At 71.2% G+C, this 14,598-nt stretch carries 14 protein-coding genes; 2 read left to right on the top strand and 12 right to left on the bottom strand.

The genetic code is table 11. From position 1 onward, the window contains the following. Window position 1 precedes the first annotated feature (1 nt). From ACFSE6_RS05105 to ACFSE6_RS05140, 8 genes are all read right to left on the bottom strand, one after another. Window positions 2-880 (bottom strand): metal ABC transporter permease, encoded by an 879-nt coding sequence (locus ACFSE6_RS05105; RefSeq protein WP_388002969.1) that lies wholly within the window; start codon window positions 878-880, stop codon window positions 2-4. After that, window positions 877-1,611 (bottom strand): metal ABC transporter ATP-binding protein, encoded by a 735-nt coding sequence (locus ACFSE6_RS05110; protein WP_388002972.1) that lies wholly within the window; start codon window positions 1,609-1,611, stop codon window positions 877-879. Before ACFSE6_RS05110 ends, ACFSE6_RS05105 begins: the two co-directional genes overlap by 4 nt. Further along, window positions 1,611-2,603, bottom strand: a complete 993-nt coding sequence (locus ACFSE6_RS05115; RefSeq protein WP_388002975.1) for a metal ABC transporter substrate-binding protein — start codon at window positions 2,601-2,603, stop codon at window positions 1,611-1,613. The genes ACFSE6_RS05110 and ACFSE6_RS05115 overlap by 1 nt, the downstream gene beginning before the upstream one ends. 7 nt (window positions 2,604-2,610) lie before the next feature. Next, on the bottom strand, window positions 2,611-4,116 hold the full coding sequence (locus ACFSE6_RS05120) for a family 20 glycosylhydrolase (protein ID WP_388002978.1): 1,506 nt from the start codon (window positions 4,114-4,116) through the stop codon (window positions 2,611-2,613). Window positions 4,117-4,172: 56 nt separating this feature from the next. Beyond that, window positions 4,173-5,405, bottom strand: a complete 1,233-nt coding sequence (locus ACFSE6_RS05125; RefSeq protein ID WP_388002981.1) for a sulfatase family protein — start codon at window positions 5,403-5,405, stop codon at window positions 4,173-4,175. A gap of 73 nt (window positions 5,406-5,478) precedes the next feature. Next, on the bottom strand, window positions 5,479-6,819 hold the full coding sequence (locus ACFSE6_RS05130; protein ID WP_388002984.1) for an ABC transporter substrate-binding protein: 1,341 nt from the start codon (window positions 6,817-6,819) through the stop codon (window positions 5,479-5,481). A gap of 98 nt (window positions 6,820-6,917) precedes the next feature. Continuing rightward, window positions 6,918-7,907 (bottom strand): LacI family DNA-binding transcriptional regulator, encoded by a 990-nt coding sequence (locus ACFSE6_RS05135; protein WP_388002988.1) that lies wholly within the window; start codon window positions 7,905-7,907, stop codon window positions 6,918-6,920. A 22-nt stretch (window positions 7,908-7,929) separates the two neighbouring features. Next, entirely contained in the window at window positions 7,930-8,799 is an 870-nt protein-coding gene (locus tag ACFSE6_RS05140; protein WP_388002991.1) for an SMP-30/gluconolactonase/LRE family protein, read from the bottom strand. A 25-nt stretch (window positions 8,800-8,824) separates the two neighbouring features. On the opposite strand from ACFSE6_RS05140, the gene ACFSE6_RS05145 reads away from it, so the two are divergent. Beyond that, window positions 8,825-9,226 (top strand): VOC family protein, encoded by a 402-nt coding sequence (locus tag ACFSE6_RS05145; protein ID WP_388002994.1) that lies wholly within the window; start codon window positions 8,825-8,827, stop codon window positions 9,224-9,226. A gap of 14 nt (window positions 9,227-9,240) precedes the next feature. Here the strand turns inward: ACFSE6_RS05145 and ACFSE6_RS05150 are convergent, their stop codons facing one another. Both ACFSE6_RS05150 and ACFSE6_RS05155 read right to left on the bottom strand, forming a co-directional pair. Next, entirely contained in the window at window positions 9,241-10,971 is a 1,731-nt protein-coding gene (locus tag ACFSE6_RS05150) for a gamma-glutamyltransferase family protein (protein WP_388002997.1), read from the bottom strand. Window positions 10,972-11,012: 41 nt separating this feature from the next. Next, window positions 11,013-11,975 carry an AraC family transcriptional regulator gene (locus ACFSE6_RS05155; protein ID WP_388003000.1) on the bottom strand — a complete coding sequence of 321 codons (963 nt, stop codon included), beginning with the start codon at window positions 11,973-11,975 and terminating at the stop codon, window positions 11,013-11,015. 74 nt (window positions 11,976-12,049) lie between these two features. On the opposite strand from ACFSE6_RS05155, the gene ACFSE6_RS05160 reads away from it, so the two are divergent. Beyond that, entirely contained in the window at window positions 12,050-13,075 is a 1,026-nt protein-coding gene (locus ACFSE6_RS05160; RefSeq protein WP_388003003.1) for an SDR family NAD(P)-dependent oxidoreductase, read from the top strand. A gap of 60 nt (window positions 13,076-13,135) precedes the next feature. On the opposite strand, the gene ACFSE6_RS05165 is transcribed toward ACFSE6_RS05160, so the two are convergent. Together ACFSE6_RS05165 and ACFSE6_RS05170 are read right to left on the bottom strand one after the other, a co-directional pair. Further along, window positions 13,136-13,837 (bottom strand): TetR/AcrR family transcriptional regulator, encoded by a 702-nt coding sequence (locus tag ACFSE6_RS05165; protein WP_388003006.1) that lies wholly within the window; start codon window positions 13,835-13,837, stop codon window positions 13,136-13,138. Between the two features lie 75 nt (window positions 13,838-13,912). Next, window positions 13,913-14,572, bottom strand: coding sequence for a hypothetical protein (locus ACFSE6_RS05170; protein ID WP_388003009.1), 660 nt, complete (start codon window positions 14,570-14,572; stop codon window positions 13,913-13,915). Between the last annotated feature and the right edge of the window lie 26 nt (window positions 14,573-14,598).

Below are 14,598 nucleotides of genomic sequence, written 5' to 3' on the forward strand. Positions count from 1 at the left end.
GCTACGCGACGGCGGTGCGCCGCCGTCCGTTCCGCCGGTGCCGTGCCTGCCACACCACTCCGCGCCGCGGCGCAAACAGATGGACGGCGGCGAACGCGGCGCCCTGGGCGAGGACCACCATCGGACCGGAGGCGGTGTCGGCCGCGTAGCTGGCGTAGATCCCGACGACGGCGCAGGTGGCGGCGAGCACCGGCGCGATGACCAGCATCCGGGAGATCCGGTCGGTGAGCAGCCGTGCGGTCGCACCCGGGATGATGAGCATGGCGACGACGAGCACGACCCCTACGGCCTGCAACGCGACCACGACCGTCAACGCGAGCAGGAACAGCAGCAGCGCGGAGAGGCGGCGCGGGCTGAGCCCGATGGCCCGGGCGTGGGTGGGGTCGAACGCGTAGAGCGTGAGGTCGCGCCGCTTGGCCACGAGCACGGCCAAGGTGCCGGCGGCCAGCACCAGCACCTGCACCAGGTCGGCCGGACCCACGCCGAGCAGGTTGCCGAAGAGGATGTGCCCGAGATCGGTCTGGCTCGGCACCACCGAGACGAGCAGCAGCCCGAGCGCGAACAGCACCGTGAAGACGACGCCGATCACCGCGTCCTCCTTCAGCACGGACCGTTCCCGGACCGCCCCGATCAGGGCGACGGCGAGCAGCCCGAACACCAAGGCACCGGCGGCGAACGGCGCGGCGAGCAGATAGGCGAGCACGACGCCGGGCAGCACCGCATGCGAGACGGCGTCGCCCATGAGCGACCAGCCGATGAGGACGAGCCAGCAGCTCAGCAGGCCGCACACCACGGCGGCGACGACCGCGACGACGAAGGCGCGTTGCATGAAGCCGTACGCCCAGGGAGACGTGGCGAGCTCGAGGAGAGACTCGATCATGCCGCGGACTCCGGGCTCGCGGCTGCGCCGAACGCGCGGGCGAGGTTCTCGGGGCGCAGCACCTCGTGCGGGGATGCCTGCAGGATCACTCGGCGGTGCAGCAGGATCGCCTCGTCGCACAAGGCGGCGAGGTTGTCCAGGTCGTGGGTGGAAACCAGGACGGTGCGGCCGGTTGCGGCGAGGTCGCGCAGCAAGGCGGTCAGGGTGTGCTGGGTGTGGCGGTCGACGCCGGCGAAGGGTTCGTCGAGCAGCAGCAGATCGGCCTCCTGGGCGAGCCCGCGGGCGACGAAGACGCGCTTGCGCTGGCCGCCGGACAGGGCGCCGATCTGGCGGTCGGCGAGATCGGTCAGCCCGGTGGTGGCCAAGGCGGTGTCGACACGCTCCTCGTCCTCGTCGCGCAGCCGGCGCGTCGGGCCGAGGCGGCCGTAGCGGCCCATGCGCACGACGTCGCGCACGCACACCGGGAAGGTCCAGTCGACGTCCTCGGACTGGGGCGAGTAGGCGACGGCGCCTTGGCGGCGGGCGCGCTCGGGCGGCCCGCCGAGCAGCCGGACCGTCCCGCTCTCGGTTCGCGCCAGGCCCATGACCGCCTTGAACAACGTGGACTTGCCGGAGCCGTTCATCCCGACCAGCCCGGTCACCGTGCCGCGCTCGAGGCCGAAGGTGACCTCCTCCAGAGCGGTGACCGCGCCGTAGCGGACGGTGAGCCCGGCGACCTCGAGCACAGCCATCACGCATCACCCGAGCCCGTGAGGCCGGCGACGATCGTCTCGACGTCGTGGCGGAGCAGGGCGAGGTAGGTCGGGACCGGACCGTCGGCCCGGGAGAGGGAGTCGACATAGAGGGTGCCGGCGAACCGCGCACCGGTCTCCGCGGCGACCTGACGCTGACCCGCCTCGTCCACGGTGGACTCGCAGAACACGGCGGGCACGTCGTCGGACCGGACCCGGTCGATGACCGCCGTGACCTGACGGGGTGTGGACTGACGCTCCGCGTTGACCGGCCAGAGGTAGGCCTCCTCCAGTCCCGCGTCACGGGCGAGGTAGGAGAAGGCGCCCTCGCAGGTGACCAGGACCCGCCGGTGTTCGGGCACGGTGGCGAGGGCCGCGACGAGGTCGTGGTGGATCTCCTCCAGCTCCTCACGGTAGGCGCGGGCGTTGGCGGCGTACTCCTGAGCGTGCCGAGGATCGAGCTCGGCGAGCGCGTCCGCGATGGTGCTGACGTAGACCTGTCCGGCCCGCGGGGACATCCAGGCGTGCGGGTTGTCCGCGTGGCCGCCCCGGGCCCCCTCGATCGGCAGCGGGTCGATCCCGTCACTGAGGACCACGTGATCGGCGTCGACGTCGGTGAGGAACTGCGCGAACCAGGCCTCGAGGCCCAGCCCGTTCTCGAGCACCAGGTCGGCGCCCTGCCCGCGGCGCAGGTCGTCCGGCGTCGGCTCGTAACCGTGGATCTCGGCGCCGGGGGCGGTGATCGACTCGACGCGCACATGGCCGCCGCCAACCGTGCGGGCCATGTCCGCGAGGACTGTGAACGTGGTCAGGACGAGAGGACGGCCGTCGTCGTGCCGGACGTCGGGTTCGGCGTTGCCGGTACCCGCGGAGGGCTGCGGGCCGGCGCCGAGCGTGCAACCGGCGAGCGCGGCGCCGAGCAGGACGACGGCCAACCCGAAAGCATTCCGTCGGGCCACCGTGGCCGAATTCTTCGCCGCACCGAAATTCACCGGTTCATCATAGCCACGCCACGCCGTCGGAGGGATGGAAGGCCCACTCGCGCGACCGCCACAGCGGTGCCTGTGCCGCCATCCGGCCGGTGAAACCGGCGTAGCCGCCGTCGGACCGCACGGACTGCGGCGACCACGCCACGTCCGCGACGGCTCCCAGACGCGGGAGCAGCATGGTGAACAGTTCCTCGCGCGTGGTCAGCGTCTCCGTCCACAGCGCGGCCTCCACGCCACGGATACGGGCCGGGTCGAGGTCGTCGCTGTAGTGGTCGGGGTCCCAGGCCCACGACTGTTCGAGATCCACGTGGCCCGCCCAGTCCAGGCCGAGCGGGAACTCCGGGGTGTACTTCATGTCGAGGTAGATGCGGTCACCCGGGGAGAGGATGACGTCGTGACCGCGGCGTGCCGCGTCCAGGACCGGGGACATGTCGTGCCCGGAGGCCCAGAGCTGGACCAGCGCCCCGGCGGGCAGGTCGGCCACGCCGGCCTCCTGCCACACCACGAGCATCTTGCCGGTCCGTTCGACGACGCGCCCGAGCTCGGCGACGACGTCGAGGTAGTCCTCACGGGTCATCACGTGCGCCTCGTCGCCGCCGCCGTGCAGGTACGGACCCGGCGTGAGGCGGGCCACTTCGCCGAAGACATCGCTGAGGAAGGGCCTGGTGGCCGGCTCGTGCACGGTGATCTGGCTGAAGCCGACGTCGGTGCCGGTGTATGGCTCGGGGGCCTGCCCGGTGGGGGTGAGTTCGCCGTACGCGTGCAGGGCAGCGTGGGTGTGCCCGGGCACGTCCACCTCGGGGACCACGGTGACGGCGCGGGCGGTGGCGTGGGCGAGCAGGTCGGTCCAGTCGGCCTGGGTGAGGTAACCGCTCTCGCCGCCACCGACCTCGGTGAGACCGGACCGCTCGGTGAGCAGCGGGCGGGAGGTCAGCTCGAGACGCCAGCCCTGGTCGTCGGTGAGGTGCAGATGCAGCGCGTTGAGCTTGTACAACGCGCAGAGGTCGACGATCTCTTTGAGGACCGGCAGCGGGAAGAAGTGCCGGGCGATGTCGACGCTGAGCCCGCGCCACGCATAGCGGGGGCGATCATCGATCCGCAGGGGCGGCAGGGACTCGGTGGCCCCGCGGACCAGCTGCAGGAGGGTGGTCAGGCCGCGCGCGAGGCCCACCGGCGCCGGGGCGAGGAGGTGGATGCGCTGCGCCTCGACGGTGAGCCGGTAGTGCTCCAGCGCCGCGGCGTCACTGGTCAGCGCGACCGGCGGGACGTCGCGGGTGAGCAGCTGCAGCGGATCCTCGGGGTCGACCTCGACGACGATCTCGGGGGCGTCGGCGGCGGTGCTGGGGCTCGCACCGGCGGCCGCGAGCGCGTCGGTCAGCTCGGCGAGCGCGGCGGCCACCGGGTCGCCGTCGGCGACGGCGGCCTCGGGCGGCAGGATCCGGACGGGCCCGGTCAGTGGGAAGCCGGGCCCGTCGCCGTGCTCGAGGTGGGCGGGGGCCGGGACGAGGGGCAGCATGCGATCTCCGTCGGTTCGCGGTGTGCGGACAACGGAAGCATGGCATCCCCCGCCGCTCAGGCCAGGGCGCGCGCCTCCGCCTCGGCGCGTCCGGCCTCGATCTCACCCCCGAACGTCTCGACCAGGCCGAGCATGTGCTCGAGCACGTCGGGGTACAGGTCGGCCAGGTTGTAGCTCTCCTCCACATCCGTCTCGACGTCGAAGAGCTGCGGCAGTTCGCGTAGGTCCTTGGTCGGGAACCGGTCGACGTGCAGCTTCCACCGCCCGTCCCGCACGGCGTTGAGGTGCCAGTGCGAGAAGAAGTAGAGCGGCCCGCGCTCGGTCGGCGTGCCGCCGAGGAGCAGCTCGGTCATGTCCGCGCCGTCGATCGGCCGGTCCTGGGGGACGGGGGCGCCGGCGAGGGAGGCGAGGGTCGGGAAGATGTCCAGGAAGGACTGGACGCTCTCGGAGACGGTGCCCGGGGCGATCCGTCCGGTCCAGCGGGCGATGAAGGGCATGCGGATGCCGCCCTCGTAGGTGTCGATCTTGCGACCGCGTCGCCCGCCGGTACGGCCCTCGAACCACGGGCCGTTGTCGCTGGTGAGCAGGAACAGGGTGTTCTCGGACAGACCGAGCTCCTCGACGTGCCGCACGAGCCGGCCGACGTGGTGGTCGAGGCACTCGATGGTGTCGCCGTAGGTCCCCGCCCGCGAGGTCCCACGGAAGGACTCCTCCACGTGGAGCGGGATGTGCGGCATCGTGTGTGGGAGATAGACGAAGAACGGTTCGTCGGCGTGGCGGGAGATGAAGTCCATGGCCTCGTCGGTGTAGCGCCGGGTCAGGCTGGACTGGTCCACCGGCCCCTCGATCCGATCCGCCCCGACGTGCAGGTGGAGCGGGTCCATGTCGTTGCTGTACGGCAGCCCGTAGTACTCGTCGAATCCGTGCCGGGTGGGGTTGTGTTCCGGCCGGGCGCCGAGGTGCCACTTGCCGTAGATGCCGCACCGGTAGCCGACCTCGCCGAGGACGTCGGCGATGGTGCGCTCCCACGTGGACAGGCCTTCACGGTCCTCGGGGAAGATGACCCGCGGCAGACCGACGCGCTGGGCGTACCGCCCGGTGAGCAGGCTCGCGCGCGAGGGCGTGCAGGTGGGCGATGTCGAGTACATCTGCGTCAGCTGCAGGCCTTCGGCGGCGAGCCGGTCGATGTGCGGTGTGGAGATCAGCGGCGATCCGGTGCAGCCGAGATCTCCGTAGCCCATGTCGTCCATGAAGATCAGGACGATGTTCGGGCGCGGACTGGAGGTCATGAGGCACCTTCCGGGGTGAGGGGGCACGGGACGGGGCGGGTCTGGATCGTGGCGGTCGCGGCGCACGGTCGGATCAGACGAGCGATCCGCCGTCGTAGGTCTGCAGGTAGCTCACGATCGTCTCCTGCGCGATCTCGGCCTGCTGCTGCGGATCGGCGCCGGCGAGCATGGTCTTCTGGATGGCGTTGGAGACGGCCTTGTACACGACGGGCGGGTAGCGAGGCTCGGCCCGCCCGGTCGGCAGGAGCTCGTCGCGGAACTGCTGGAGGATGGGGTTCGCGAAGGCGCCGGTGTTGCCGATCGCCTCGGTCACCGACCGGCGGGCGGGCATGATCCCCTTGGCGACGCCGTCCCACTCGGCGGCCGCCTGCACCGACTCCCGGCTCATCGAGCCCATGACCTCCACGGTGAAGCGGGCGGCGGCCTCGGGATCGCGACCGTGACGGTTGACCACCCAGGCCCAGCCGCCGAGGATCGTGCGCTCGTGCCCGCCGGGCGGGAGCGGCAGCGGGAAGATGCCGTACGGGTGGTCGGGGGCGTTGCGGCGCATGGCCTCGACCTGCCCGATGACGTTGTGCCACATGGCTGCGTAGCCGTTGGTGAAGGCGCCGACCATGTCGCCGCCGGCCGGCAGTGTGCGTGGCGAGGCGCCGGTCCGGACGGCGTCGTGGAAGAGCCGCAGGGCCTGGACCGCGGCCGGCGAGTCGAAGACCGCTTGACCGGTTCGTCGGTCGATGACATCGCCGCCGCCCTGCCAGACCCACGGGTAGAACGTGAAGTTCTGGTAGTAGCTCGCGGTGGTGTCGAGCACCAGGCCGGCCTGCTGGCCTCCGGTCAGGCGACGGCCCAGTTCGAGCATGTCCTCCCAGGTCCGGGGCAGGTCACCTTCGGCCAGCCCGGCATCCTCGAAGGCGGGGATGTTGTAGTACACGGCCATCGGGCCTTGTTCCATCGGCAGCCCGTAGATCCGGCCGTCGACCGTGCGGGTGGCGAGCGCCTCCGGGTAGAAGTCGTCGACGACCTCCTGACTCAGGTACGGCGTGAGGTCGGTGAGGACGCCCCCGTTGTAGTAGCGCAGGAAGTCGCCGGGCGAGATGAGGAAGATGTCCGGACCGTCGCCGGCGGCGAATGCCGTGGTCAGCCTGGTGTTCGTCGGGTCGGTGTAGCCGGGGATGTAGACCATCCTGATCGGTCGCTCGCCGGCCCGTTCCCAGCGCCTGGCCAGGGTGAGGAACCAGTCGCTCTGGGCCACGAGGACGGGGTCATTCTGTGAGATCGGTGCGTAGAACTGCCAGAACTGCATGGCGCCGCGGTCGCTGCCCGGGCTGCAGCCGCTGGCCGCCCACGCGGTACCCAGACCGGCCGCGGCGGCGCCGAGCCGGAGAGCGCCGCGGCGGCTGAGGGAGGTGGGCATCGTCGCTCCTCACGCCTGAAAAGGTTTACATTTCGTAATCGTTTTCACGCTAGCTTCGCGGCCGGGAGGTGTCAACGCCGGGCGGCGGGTCGGGGCGCTCAGACGGTCCAGTCGTGGTCCGCTGCGAGGACCTCGGGCGGCAGGGTCAGCGAGCGCGGTCCGCCGTCGTGGCCCGTGATGCGGTCGATGAGCATGTCGGCCGCGCGGATACCGACCTGGCGAGCGGGCAGGTCGATACGGACGATGTCGGCGGAGACCATCGTGGTGAACGGCAGGTCGCCGATGATGGCGAAGCCGAAGTCCGGCGGTACCGTGCCGGCTCGTGCGAGGACCTGGAAGGCGCCGATCCCGGTGAGGTTGTTGCCGGCGACCACGGCGTCGATCGCCGCGCCCGTCCCGAGCAGTGCGCGCATGGCCTCACGGGCACCGGCGACCCGGAAGTCGCCGTGCTCGACGAGTGTCTCGTCGACCTCCAGGCCCCGTTCCCCGTGCGCGGCGCGCCAGCCGATGACGCGATCGTTCGCGGAGCTGAGTCCCGGTGGCCCGGTGACGAGGCCGACGCGTTCGAAGCCGGCGTCGAGCAGGGCGCCGGTGGCCAGCCGGCCGGCGGCGACGTTGTCCACGAGGACCTCGTCGACCCCGAGGTCGAGCTGCCGGTCGATCGCGACGGCGGGCCGTCCGCTGGCCACGTAGGAGAGCAGGTCGTCCGTCGCGCGGTTGGGCACCACGATGACACCGGCCATGTTCTCGCTGACGGCGATGCGCAGGTACTGACTCTCCTTGGCCTCCTCGTCGTCGGTGTTGCCGAGGACGACGGAGTAGCCGGCACGTTGCGCACTGTCCTCCACACCGCGGGCCATGGCGGTGAAGTACGGGTTCTCGATGTCGGGGACGATGAGGGCGATGACCTCGGAGTGCTTGCGGCGCAGGCTGCGGGCGGCGCGGTTCGGCGAGAAGTCCAGCTGCTTCGCGGCCTCGCGCACCCGCGCGGCGCGGTCGGGCGAGACGCGTTGGCCGTTGTAGACCCGCGAGACGGTGGCGATGGACACGCCGGCGGCGGCCGCCACGTCATGGATGTTCGCCGTCACCTGCTCGCCCCGCCCGCGTTCGTCAACGTTTTCCGAGGGTAGCCGAGGCGGTGAGGGGCACGCGGTACAGGCTCCGCGTCGCGGTGATGTAGAGCCACTCGCCGCGCTCGCCGCCGAAGCACAGGTTCGAGACGACCTCGGGCACGGCGAGATGCTCGAGCACGTCGCCGTCGGGGCTGAGGACGTAGACGCCGTCGCCGGCCGAGCACCACAGCCGCCCCACCCGGTCGACGCGCAACCCGTCCACGGCGCCGACCGGCACGGTCGGTACGTCCCGGCCGTTCGTGCACGCCCCGCCGACGACGTCGTAGGCACGCAGGTTCGGCCGTGCCCCGGTGTCGGCGACGTAGAGCACGGACTCGTCCGGGGAGAACGCCAGGCCGTTGGGGCGGTCCATGTCGGTGATGACGGCGTCGAGCCGGCCGGTGATCTCGTCGTGGCGGAAGACGTAGCAGGCGCCGTACTCCATCTCGCCCGGGTAGCCCTCGCGCCCGTCGGGCTGGATCCCGTAGGGCGGGTCGGTGAACCAGACCGTCCCGTCGGAGGCGACGACGACGTCGTTGGGTGAGTTCAGCCGGTGCCCCTGCCAGTGCCCGGCGAGCACCTCGACCTCCCCTGGTGCGGCGCCCGGATGGGACCGCTCGACTCGGCGATGTCCGTGGGAGCACTGCACGATTCGTCCCGCGCCGTCCAGGGTCCGTCCGTTCTGGTAGCCGGCGGGCTGGGCCTGGACCCGGGTGTGTCCGGTCGCGGGTTCGTACTCCAGCACACGGTCGTTCGGGATGTCGCTGAAGCGGACCCGGCCGGTCTGCGGCAGCCATACCGGCCCCTCGGTCCACTCGGCCCCGGAGAAGACACGCTCGATCTCGGCATCGTCGGCGAAGAAGCTCATCGCCCTACTCTGGCAGGCTCTCGCCATGACATCGTTCGTCTCGCACACGTCCGTGGACTGCCGCAACGCCTACGAGCTGTCCGAGTGGTGGAAGCGACTGCTCGGCTACACCGACATCGCCGACGACCCGAACGAGCCGGGCGACGACATGTGCATGATCCGCGACCCGGAGACCGACCACCGGATCCTCTTCATCGAGGTCCCCGAGGGCAAGACGGGCAAGAACCGCCTGCACTTCGACCTCCGGCCCCGCTCCGGCACGCGCGATACGGAGATCGACCGGGTCCGCACGCTCGGCGCCGTCGAGGTGGGCGACTTCCGCGGCCACCACGGTCCCGGAAGCGGCTGGGTGGTCTTCGCCGACCCGGAGGGCAACGAGTTCTGTGTGCTGCGCTCCGTGGCGGAGGTTCATGCCATGGAGGGGTGAGGAGGCGCGGCCGGTCAGGGCCGCTCGACGGCGACGTCCGCCTCGCGCCGCGAGTCCGGGACGCCGGCGAGCTCGCCGCTGTTGTAGTCGATCTCCAGAGCCTGGACGGAGCCGAACACGGCGTCCTCGACCGGCACGACGTCGATCGTCCACCCCAGTGCGGACAGGGCCGAGGCGACATCACCCGACGGCTGCTGTTCGGTGGTCAGGACTCCGCCGTCGAGCATGAAGCGCGGTGCGGCGACGGCGTCGGCCAGGGACTGGCCGTGCAGCCCCCACCGGAGGATCACATTGGCGAGGATATTCGGGATCTGGTGGCCACCGGGCGAGCCGATGCCGAGAACCGGCCGCCCCTCACCGTCGAGCACCACCGTCGGCAGCGACCAGCTCACCGACCGCCGCCCGGCCTCCGGCCGGTTGGCCGGACCGGCGATCGCGTCGAACCGACTGAGCTGATTGTTGAGGAAGAACCCGGCGACCATCTGACCCGAGCCCCAGAAATTGGTCAGCGTGTTGGTCATCGAGACCATGAGCCCGTCGGTGTCGACGACGGTCAGGTGCGTCGTGTTCCCGGGGACGAGTTCGTGGGCGTCGTCGCGGGTGTCGGCCTGCCCGGTGACGATCTCCGGTGCGGCACTCCCCCGGTCCGTGACGTTGCGCGTGGCGATGCGCGAGTTCGCCTGCGGATCGGTGAGGTCGGCGACCGGGACGTCGACGAAGGCCGGGTCACCGAGCACGGTGTGCGCCGTCTCGTCGGCGACCTGCCAGGCGCGGGAGACGGTCTCGATGTAGTCCGCCGAGCCCGGTGCGGCCCGTCCCGCACCGCCGGCCTCGGCGACCTGCAGCATCTGGACCAGGGCGGCGCCCGGCAGGGCGGGGGCGGCTGAGACCACCTCGTGGTCGCCGACCGGGCCGGAGACGGGATCGGAACGGACCACCTCGTAGGAGCGCAACGAGGCGTGGCCGATGCCGTCGACGCCTCGGGCGAGCTGGTCGGCGAGGTCGCCGGCATAGAACGCCGCGGCACCGCCGTCGGCGATCTGCTCGAGCGTGGCGGCCAGGTCCTCCTGGACCAACCGGTCACCGGCGGCCAGCGGCGACCCACCGGGCGCGTAGTGCGGCAACGAGTTCACGGCCCCGGGCCCGTAGTCGCTGCGCATGCGCAGTGCGAGGAAGTCGGAGACGGGGAAGCCGTCGGCGGCGAGCCGGATCGCCGGCGAGAGAAGGTCTGCCCACGCCAGCTCGCCGTGGTCCTCGTGCAGCGCGGCCATGCCGGCGACGAAGCCCGGGGTTCCCGTGCCGCTCGCGGGGATCCGACCGTTCTGGGCGACCTCCTCGCGGTAGTCGTAAGCCTCGGGCGCCGCGCCGGTCGGGGCGACGATGGCGGATCCACCACCGCCGATGCCCGAGGCGAACGGCTCGACCACGGTGACCGCGAACGCCGTCGCGATCGCCGCGTCGACGGCGGTACCGCCGCGGTCGAGGATGTCCATGCCCGCATCGACGGCGAGCGGGTGTGCCGCACTGACGCCGTGCTGGTCGAGCGCCGGCTCAGCTGCGGACGGCTCGTCGCCGGTGGGGTCCTCGGTGGTCGGCTGCTCGCTGGTGGGCTCGCTCGTCGGAGGAGGCGGTGTCTCGGAGGCGGTCGGCTCCGGCTGGGATGTCTCCTCCGCTGCCGAGCAGCCGGCGAGAGTCATGGCCAGTCCGGCCACAGCGGCCGGCCAGGTCCGGGACGCGATGCGCATGTTCCTCCGAGGTCGAGCCGGGCGGGGACAGGTGTGAGGTCTCAGACCGCGAGCGTCTGGGTAGGTGTCGAGTCTTCATGGCGTTGCGATCGGCGGGCCTGACGGCGGTAGTGCGACGGTGCCATGCCCAGCTCTCGCTTGAACGCGTTGCTGAACGCGCTCTCGGATCCGTATCCCAACGTGACGGCGAGTGGTCCGAGCCGTACGTCACCGTCGCTGAGCGCTCGTTGCGCCAGCATCATGCGCCACCGGCTCAGATACGTCAGGGGCGGCATGCCGGCGACCTTCCGGAAGCGGTCCGCGAACGAGGCACGGGACATCGCCGCCGCACGGGCGAGCTCCTCCAGCCCCCATGACCGCCCCGGATCTGCGTGCATGAGCGCGACCGCAGGACGCAGCCGTTCGTCGGCCAGTAGGCGCAACCAGCCGGCGGGTGCGTCGGACTGCTCGAGATATGCCCGGAGCACCTCCAACAGCAGGAGCTGGGCGTGCTGCTGGATTGCGAACGCCGAGCCGAGCCGGGCGCCGGTCAGCTCGTCGAACAGGTGCCCCACCGTGGCACGCAGGCCTGAGGCTCCGGGGTGGGACGCACGGACGTGCGCGACGGGAGGCAGGGCCTGCAGCAGGAGCGCCTCCCCGGCGGGATTGAGGTCGATCCGGGCTCCGACGAAGACGTCGTCGACGTCCTGCTCGGACCGCAACGGCCAGGCAGGTGGCGTGTCTGGCTCGACGGCGACCGCGCGCGGGTCCAGCTCCTCCGGTCCGCCACGGAGCTCGACCCATCCACGATTGTTGAGGATTCCCACGTCACCGGCCTCGAGCTCGAGGGGGCCGTCGAGTCCCTCGGTCGACAGGCGGGCTCGGCCGGTCAGCAGCGTGAAGAACTTCAGCGGATGCGTGATCGGCGCCTGCGAAACCCAGGCACCGCGCGCAGCGACGACGCCGGTGAGCACACCTCTCACCTCGACGAGGGAGAACACCTCGGACAGCTGATCGTCCGCCATGCCTGTACTCTCGCTCAACTCATCCGGACTCTCAACTATTCACCGTCTGGCCGGCCCGCAGCAGGCTGGTGGCCATGACAGACACGAGAACTCGGCAGCACCCCATCGGCACCGGCTTCACCGCCGCCTCCACCGTCGACGACGTCCTTGCCGGGATCGACCTGACGGGCACGGATGTGGTTATCACCGGTGGACACACCGGACTCGGTTGGGAGATGACCCGCGGCCTCAGCCAGGCCGGCGCCTCGATCACCATCGCCGCCCGCGATCCCGGCAGAGCGGCGCGCGCCGTCGAGGACCTCGAGCGCGTCCGGACGGACCGGCTGGACCTCGTCGATCCCGCCTCGATCGACGCCTTCGTGGCCCACTACCTCGAAACTGGCCGGGGCCTGCACATCCTCATCAACAACGCCGGCGTCATGGGAGGCCCGTTGACGCGGGATGCGCGCGGATACGAGTACCACTTCGCGGCCAACCACCTCGGTCACTTCCAGCTCACGACCGGTCTGCTGCCGGCTCTGCGCGCGGCAGGCGGAGCACGGGTCGTGACGATGACCTCGGGCGCCCACCGCATCTCCGACATCCGCTGGGACGACCCGAACTTCACCCGCACCGAGTACGACGGGCATATCGCCTACGGCCAGTCCAAGACCGCCAACGTGCTCTTCACCGTCGAGCTGGATCGACGGTGGTCCGGTGACGGGATCCGCGGCTACGTCGTCCATCCCGGGATCATCGCCAGCACCGGTCTCGGGCCCGCGCGCGGTGCTGGCGAGGCGCCGGTGCAGCCGGAGGACTGGATGGCGATGCTGCAGTCGCAGGGCCTGTTCGACGAGACCGGGAACCCGGTCATCGCCCCGGACGTCGGCCTCAAGACCGCGGCGCAGGGCGCCAGCACCGCGGTCCTGGCGGCCACCAGCCCGCTGTTCGCCGACATCGGGGGTGTCTATCTCAAGGACAACGACATCTCGCCGGTGGACGACACCCCCGCGAGCACCGAGTTCGACGGTCCACCGCCCACCGACGTCGCGCCGCACGCGATCGATCCCGACTCCGCACGGAGGCTGTGGCTGCTGAGCGAGCACCTGCTTCGTGGGTGACCCGCCCGTCACCTCGCGGCCCGTCACCTCGCCGCCCGGCGGGCGCTCGCCGCGACGGGCTCACCGTGGCTGGGAGCTCCACCGGGCATCGCGCAGGCGTTCGACCGCGTCGAGCAGCAGGTCGAGGGCGAAGGTGAACTCGAAATCCTCGTCGCACCCCTCACCGAGGCGCGTGAGATCGCCGTCGATCGTGGCCAGCGTGATCGCCGTGATGCTCGGGTAGCTCCGGGACATCTGCGCCACCATGTCCTCGGCCTGCGCCGGATCGGCGGGTGGTGTGGCGGCGTCGGGCTCGTCAGGGGCGTCGAACGCCTCGGGGCTGAACCCCCAGATGCGATGCCCGAGGGCGTGCATGACGTGGTGCGTCAGGTCCGCCGAGAAGCCAGCGGCGAGGAACGTCCCCGCGAGCGCGTCCATGTAACGCAGAACCGTGGGTGTCCGGCGCGTCCGCGTCTCGATCGCCGACCGCGCCCACGGGTGCCGCTCGATCATCCGGCGCGCGTCGAGCACGGTGCCGCGGACGGCGTCCTTCCACGGCTGGTGCGGGTCCGGCGGGACGATGGCGGCGACGAGGACGTCGACCATCCCGTCGAGGAGGTCCTCCTTGTTGGCGACATGTTTGTACAGGGCCATCGGGACGACACCGAGCCGACCCGCGAGATTGCGCATCGTCACGGCGTCGAGCCCCTCGGCGTCCGCGAGTTCGACCGCGCAGCGCAGCGCCCGGTCCCGGGTCAGCGGCGTGCGCCGGCGCGTCGGCACGTGGTTCCTCCAGTTCCCGTCCTCGAGTCGCGGTCTCGACCCGACCGTCCGAGCGGTCAGCCTACGACCGGAGCGTCACGAGGTGGCCGCGACCGGTGGCGTCCGGGACTGGCGAGTACTCGCGGCGGTCCACAGCGAGAGTCCGAGGCCGACCAGAGCCATACCCACGGGCAGTGCGGCGAATCGGGCGACGGCGTGCGGCAGGAACCCGGTGAGCACAGGGAGGACGGCGCCGACGGCGAGCAGCAGACCCGCCCAGCGGGCCGTCACCCCGGCCCGGAAGGCGGCGACGCCGAACAGCACCCCTCCGGCCAGGTAGAGCACACCCGAGGTGGGCCCGAGGAGTTCCAGCGCACCGAGCGAGCCGTCCGTTCCGTCACCGTTGAAGAGCCCGAGGACGTTCCCGACGAATTCGGGCGCCTCGTCCGCCAGCACGGGCAGGATCAGCGTCTCGACGAACGTGAACGCGCAGGTGAGGAGGAAAAACAAGGCCAGGAGGGCGTAGCCGATGAGCCCGAGGAGACCGGACCGCTCAACCTGGCGCAGATACAGACCGGTGACGCCGACGAGGCCGGCGAGCGCCATGACGAACGTCAGCGCAGCGACGAGGGCCCAGGCCCCGGTGGTCACCGTAGCGACGTCGTCATCCGGATGGATGAACTGGATGCCGGCGAACAGCGCGCCGGCGACGACCGCGGCGAGAGCCGCGAGGCGAAACAGACTGGTTGACGTCACGCGCACGGCCTTGACCTCTCCCTCGG

This window comes from Georgenia deserti (assembly GCF_042680605.1).
GTDB lineage: Bacteria > Actinomycetota > Actinomycetes > Actinomycetales > Actinomycetaceae > Allobogoriella > Allobogoriella deserti.

Coding starts and splice junctions, on each gene's coding strand:
- ACFSE6_RS05105 (WP_388002969.1), bottom strand. CDS start 880: ATGATCGAGTCTCTCCTCGAGCTCGCCACGTCTCCCTGGGCGTACGGC.
- ACFSE6_RS05110 (WP_388002972.1), bottom strand. CDS start 1,611: ATGGCTGTGCTCGAGGTCGCCGGGCTCACCGTCCGCTACGGCGCGGTC.
- ACFSE6_RS05120 (WP_388002978.1), bottom strand. CDS start 4,116: ATGCTGCCCCTCGTCCCGGCCCCCGCCCACCTCGAGCACGGCGACGGG.
- ACFSE6_RS05125 (WP_388002981.1), bottom strand. CDS start 5,405: ATGACCTCCAGTCCGCGCCCGAACATCGTCCTGATCTTCATGGACGAC.
- ACFSE6_RS05130 (WP_388002984.1), bottom strand. CDS start 6,819: ATGCCCACCTCCCTCAGCCGCCGCGGCGCTCTCCGGCTCGGCGCCGCC.
- ACFSE6_RS05140 (WP_388002991.1), bottom strand. CDS start 8,799: ATGAGCTTCTTCGCCGACGATGCCGAGATCGAGCGTGTCTTCTCCGGG.
- ACFSE6_RS05145 (WP_388002994.1), top strand. CDS start 8,825: ATGACATCGTTCGTCTCGCACACGTCCGTGGACTGCCGCAACGCCTAC.
- ACFSE6_RS05150 (WP_388002997.1), bottom strand. CDS start 10,971: ATGCGCATCGCGTCCCGGACCTGGCCGGCCGCTGTGGCCGGACTGGCC.
- ACFSE6_RS05155 (WP_388003000.1), bottom strand. CDS start 11,975: ATGGCGGACGATCAGCTGTCCGAGGTGTTCTCCCTCGTCGAGGTGAGA.
- ACFSE6_RS05160 (WP_388003003.1), top strand. CDS start 12,050: ATGACAGACACGAGAACTCGGCAGCACCCCATCGGCACCGGCTTCACC.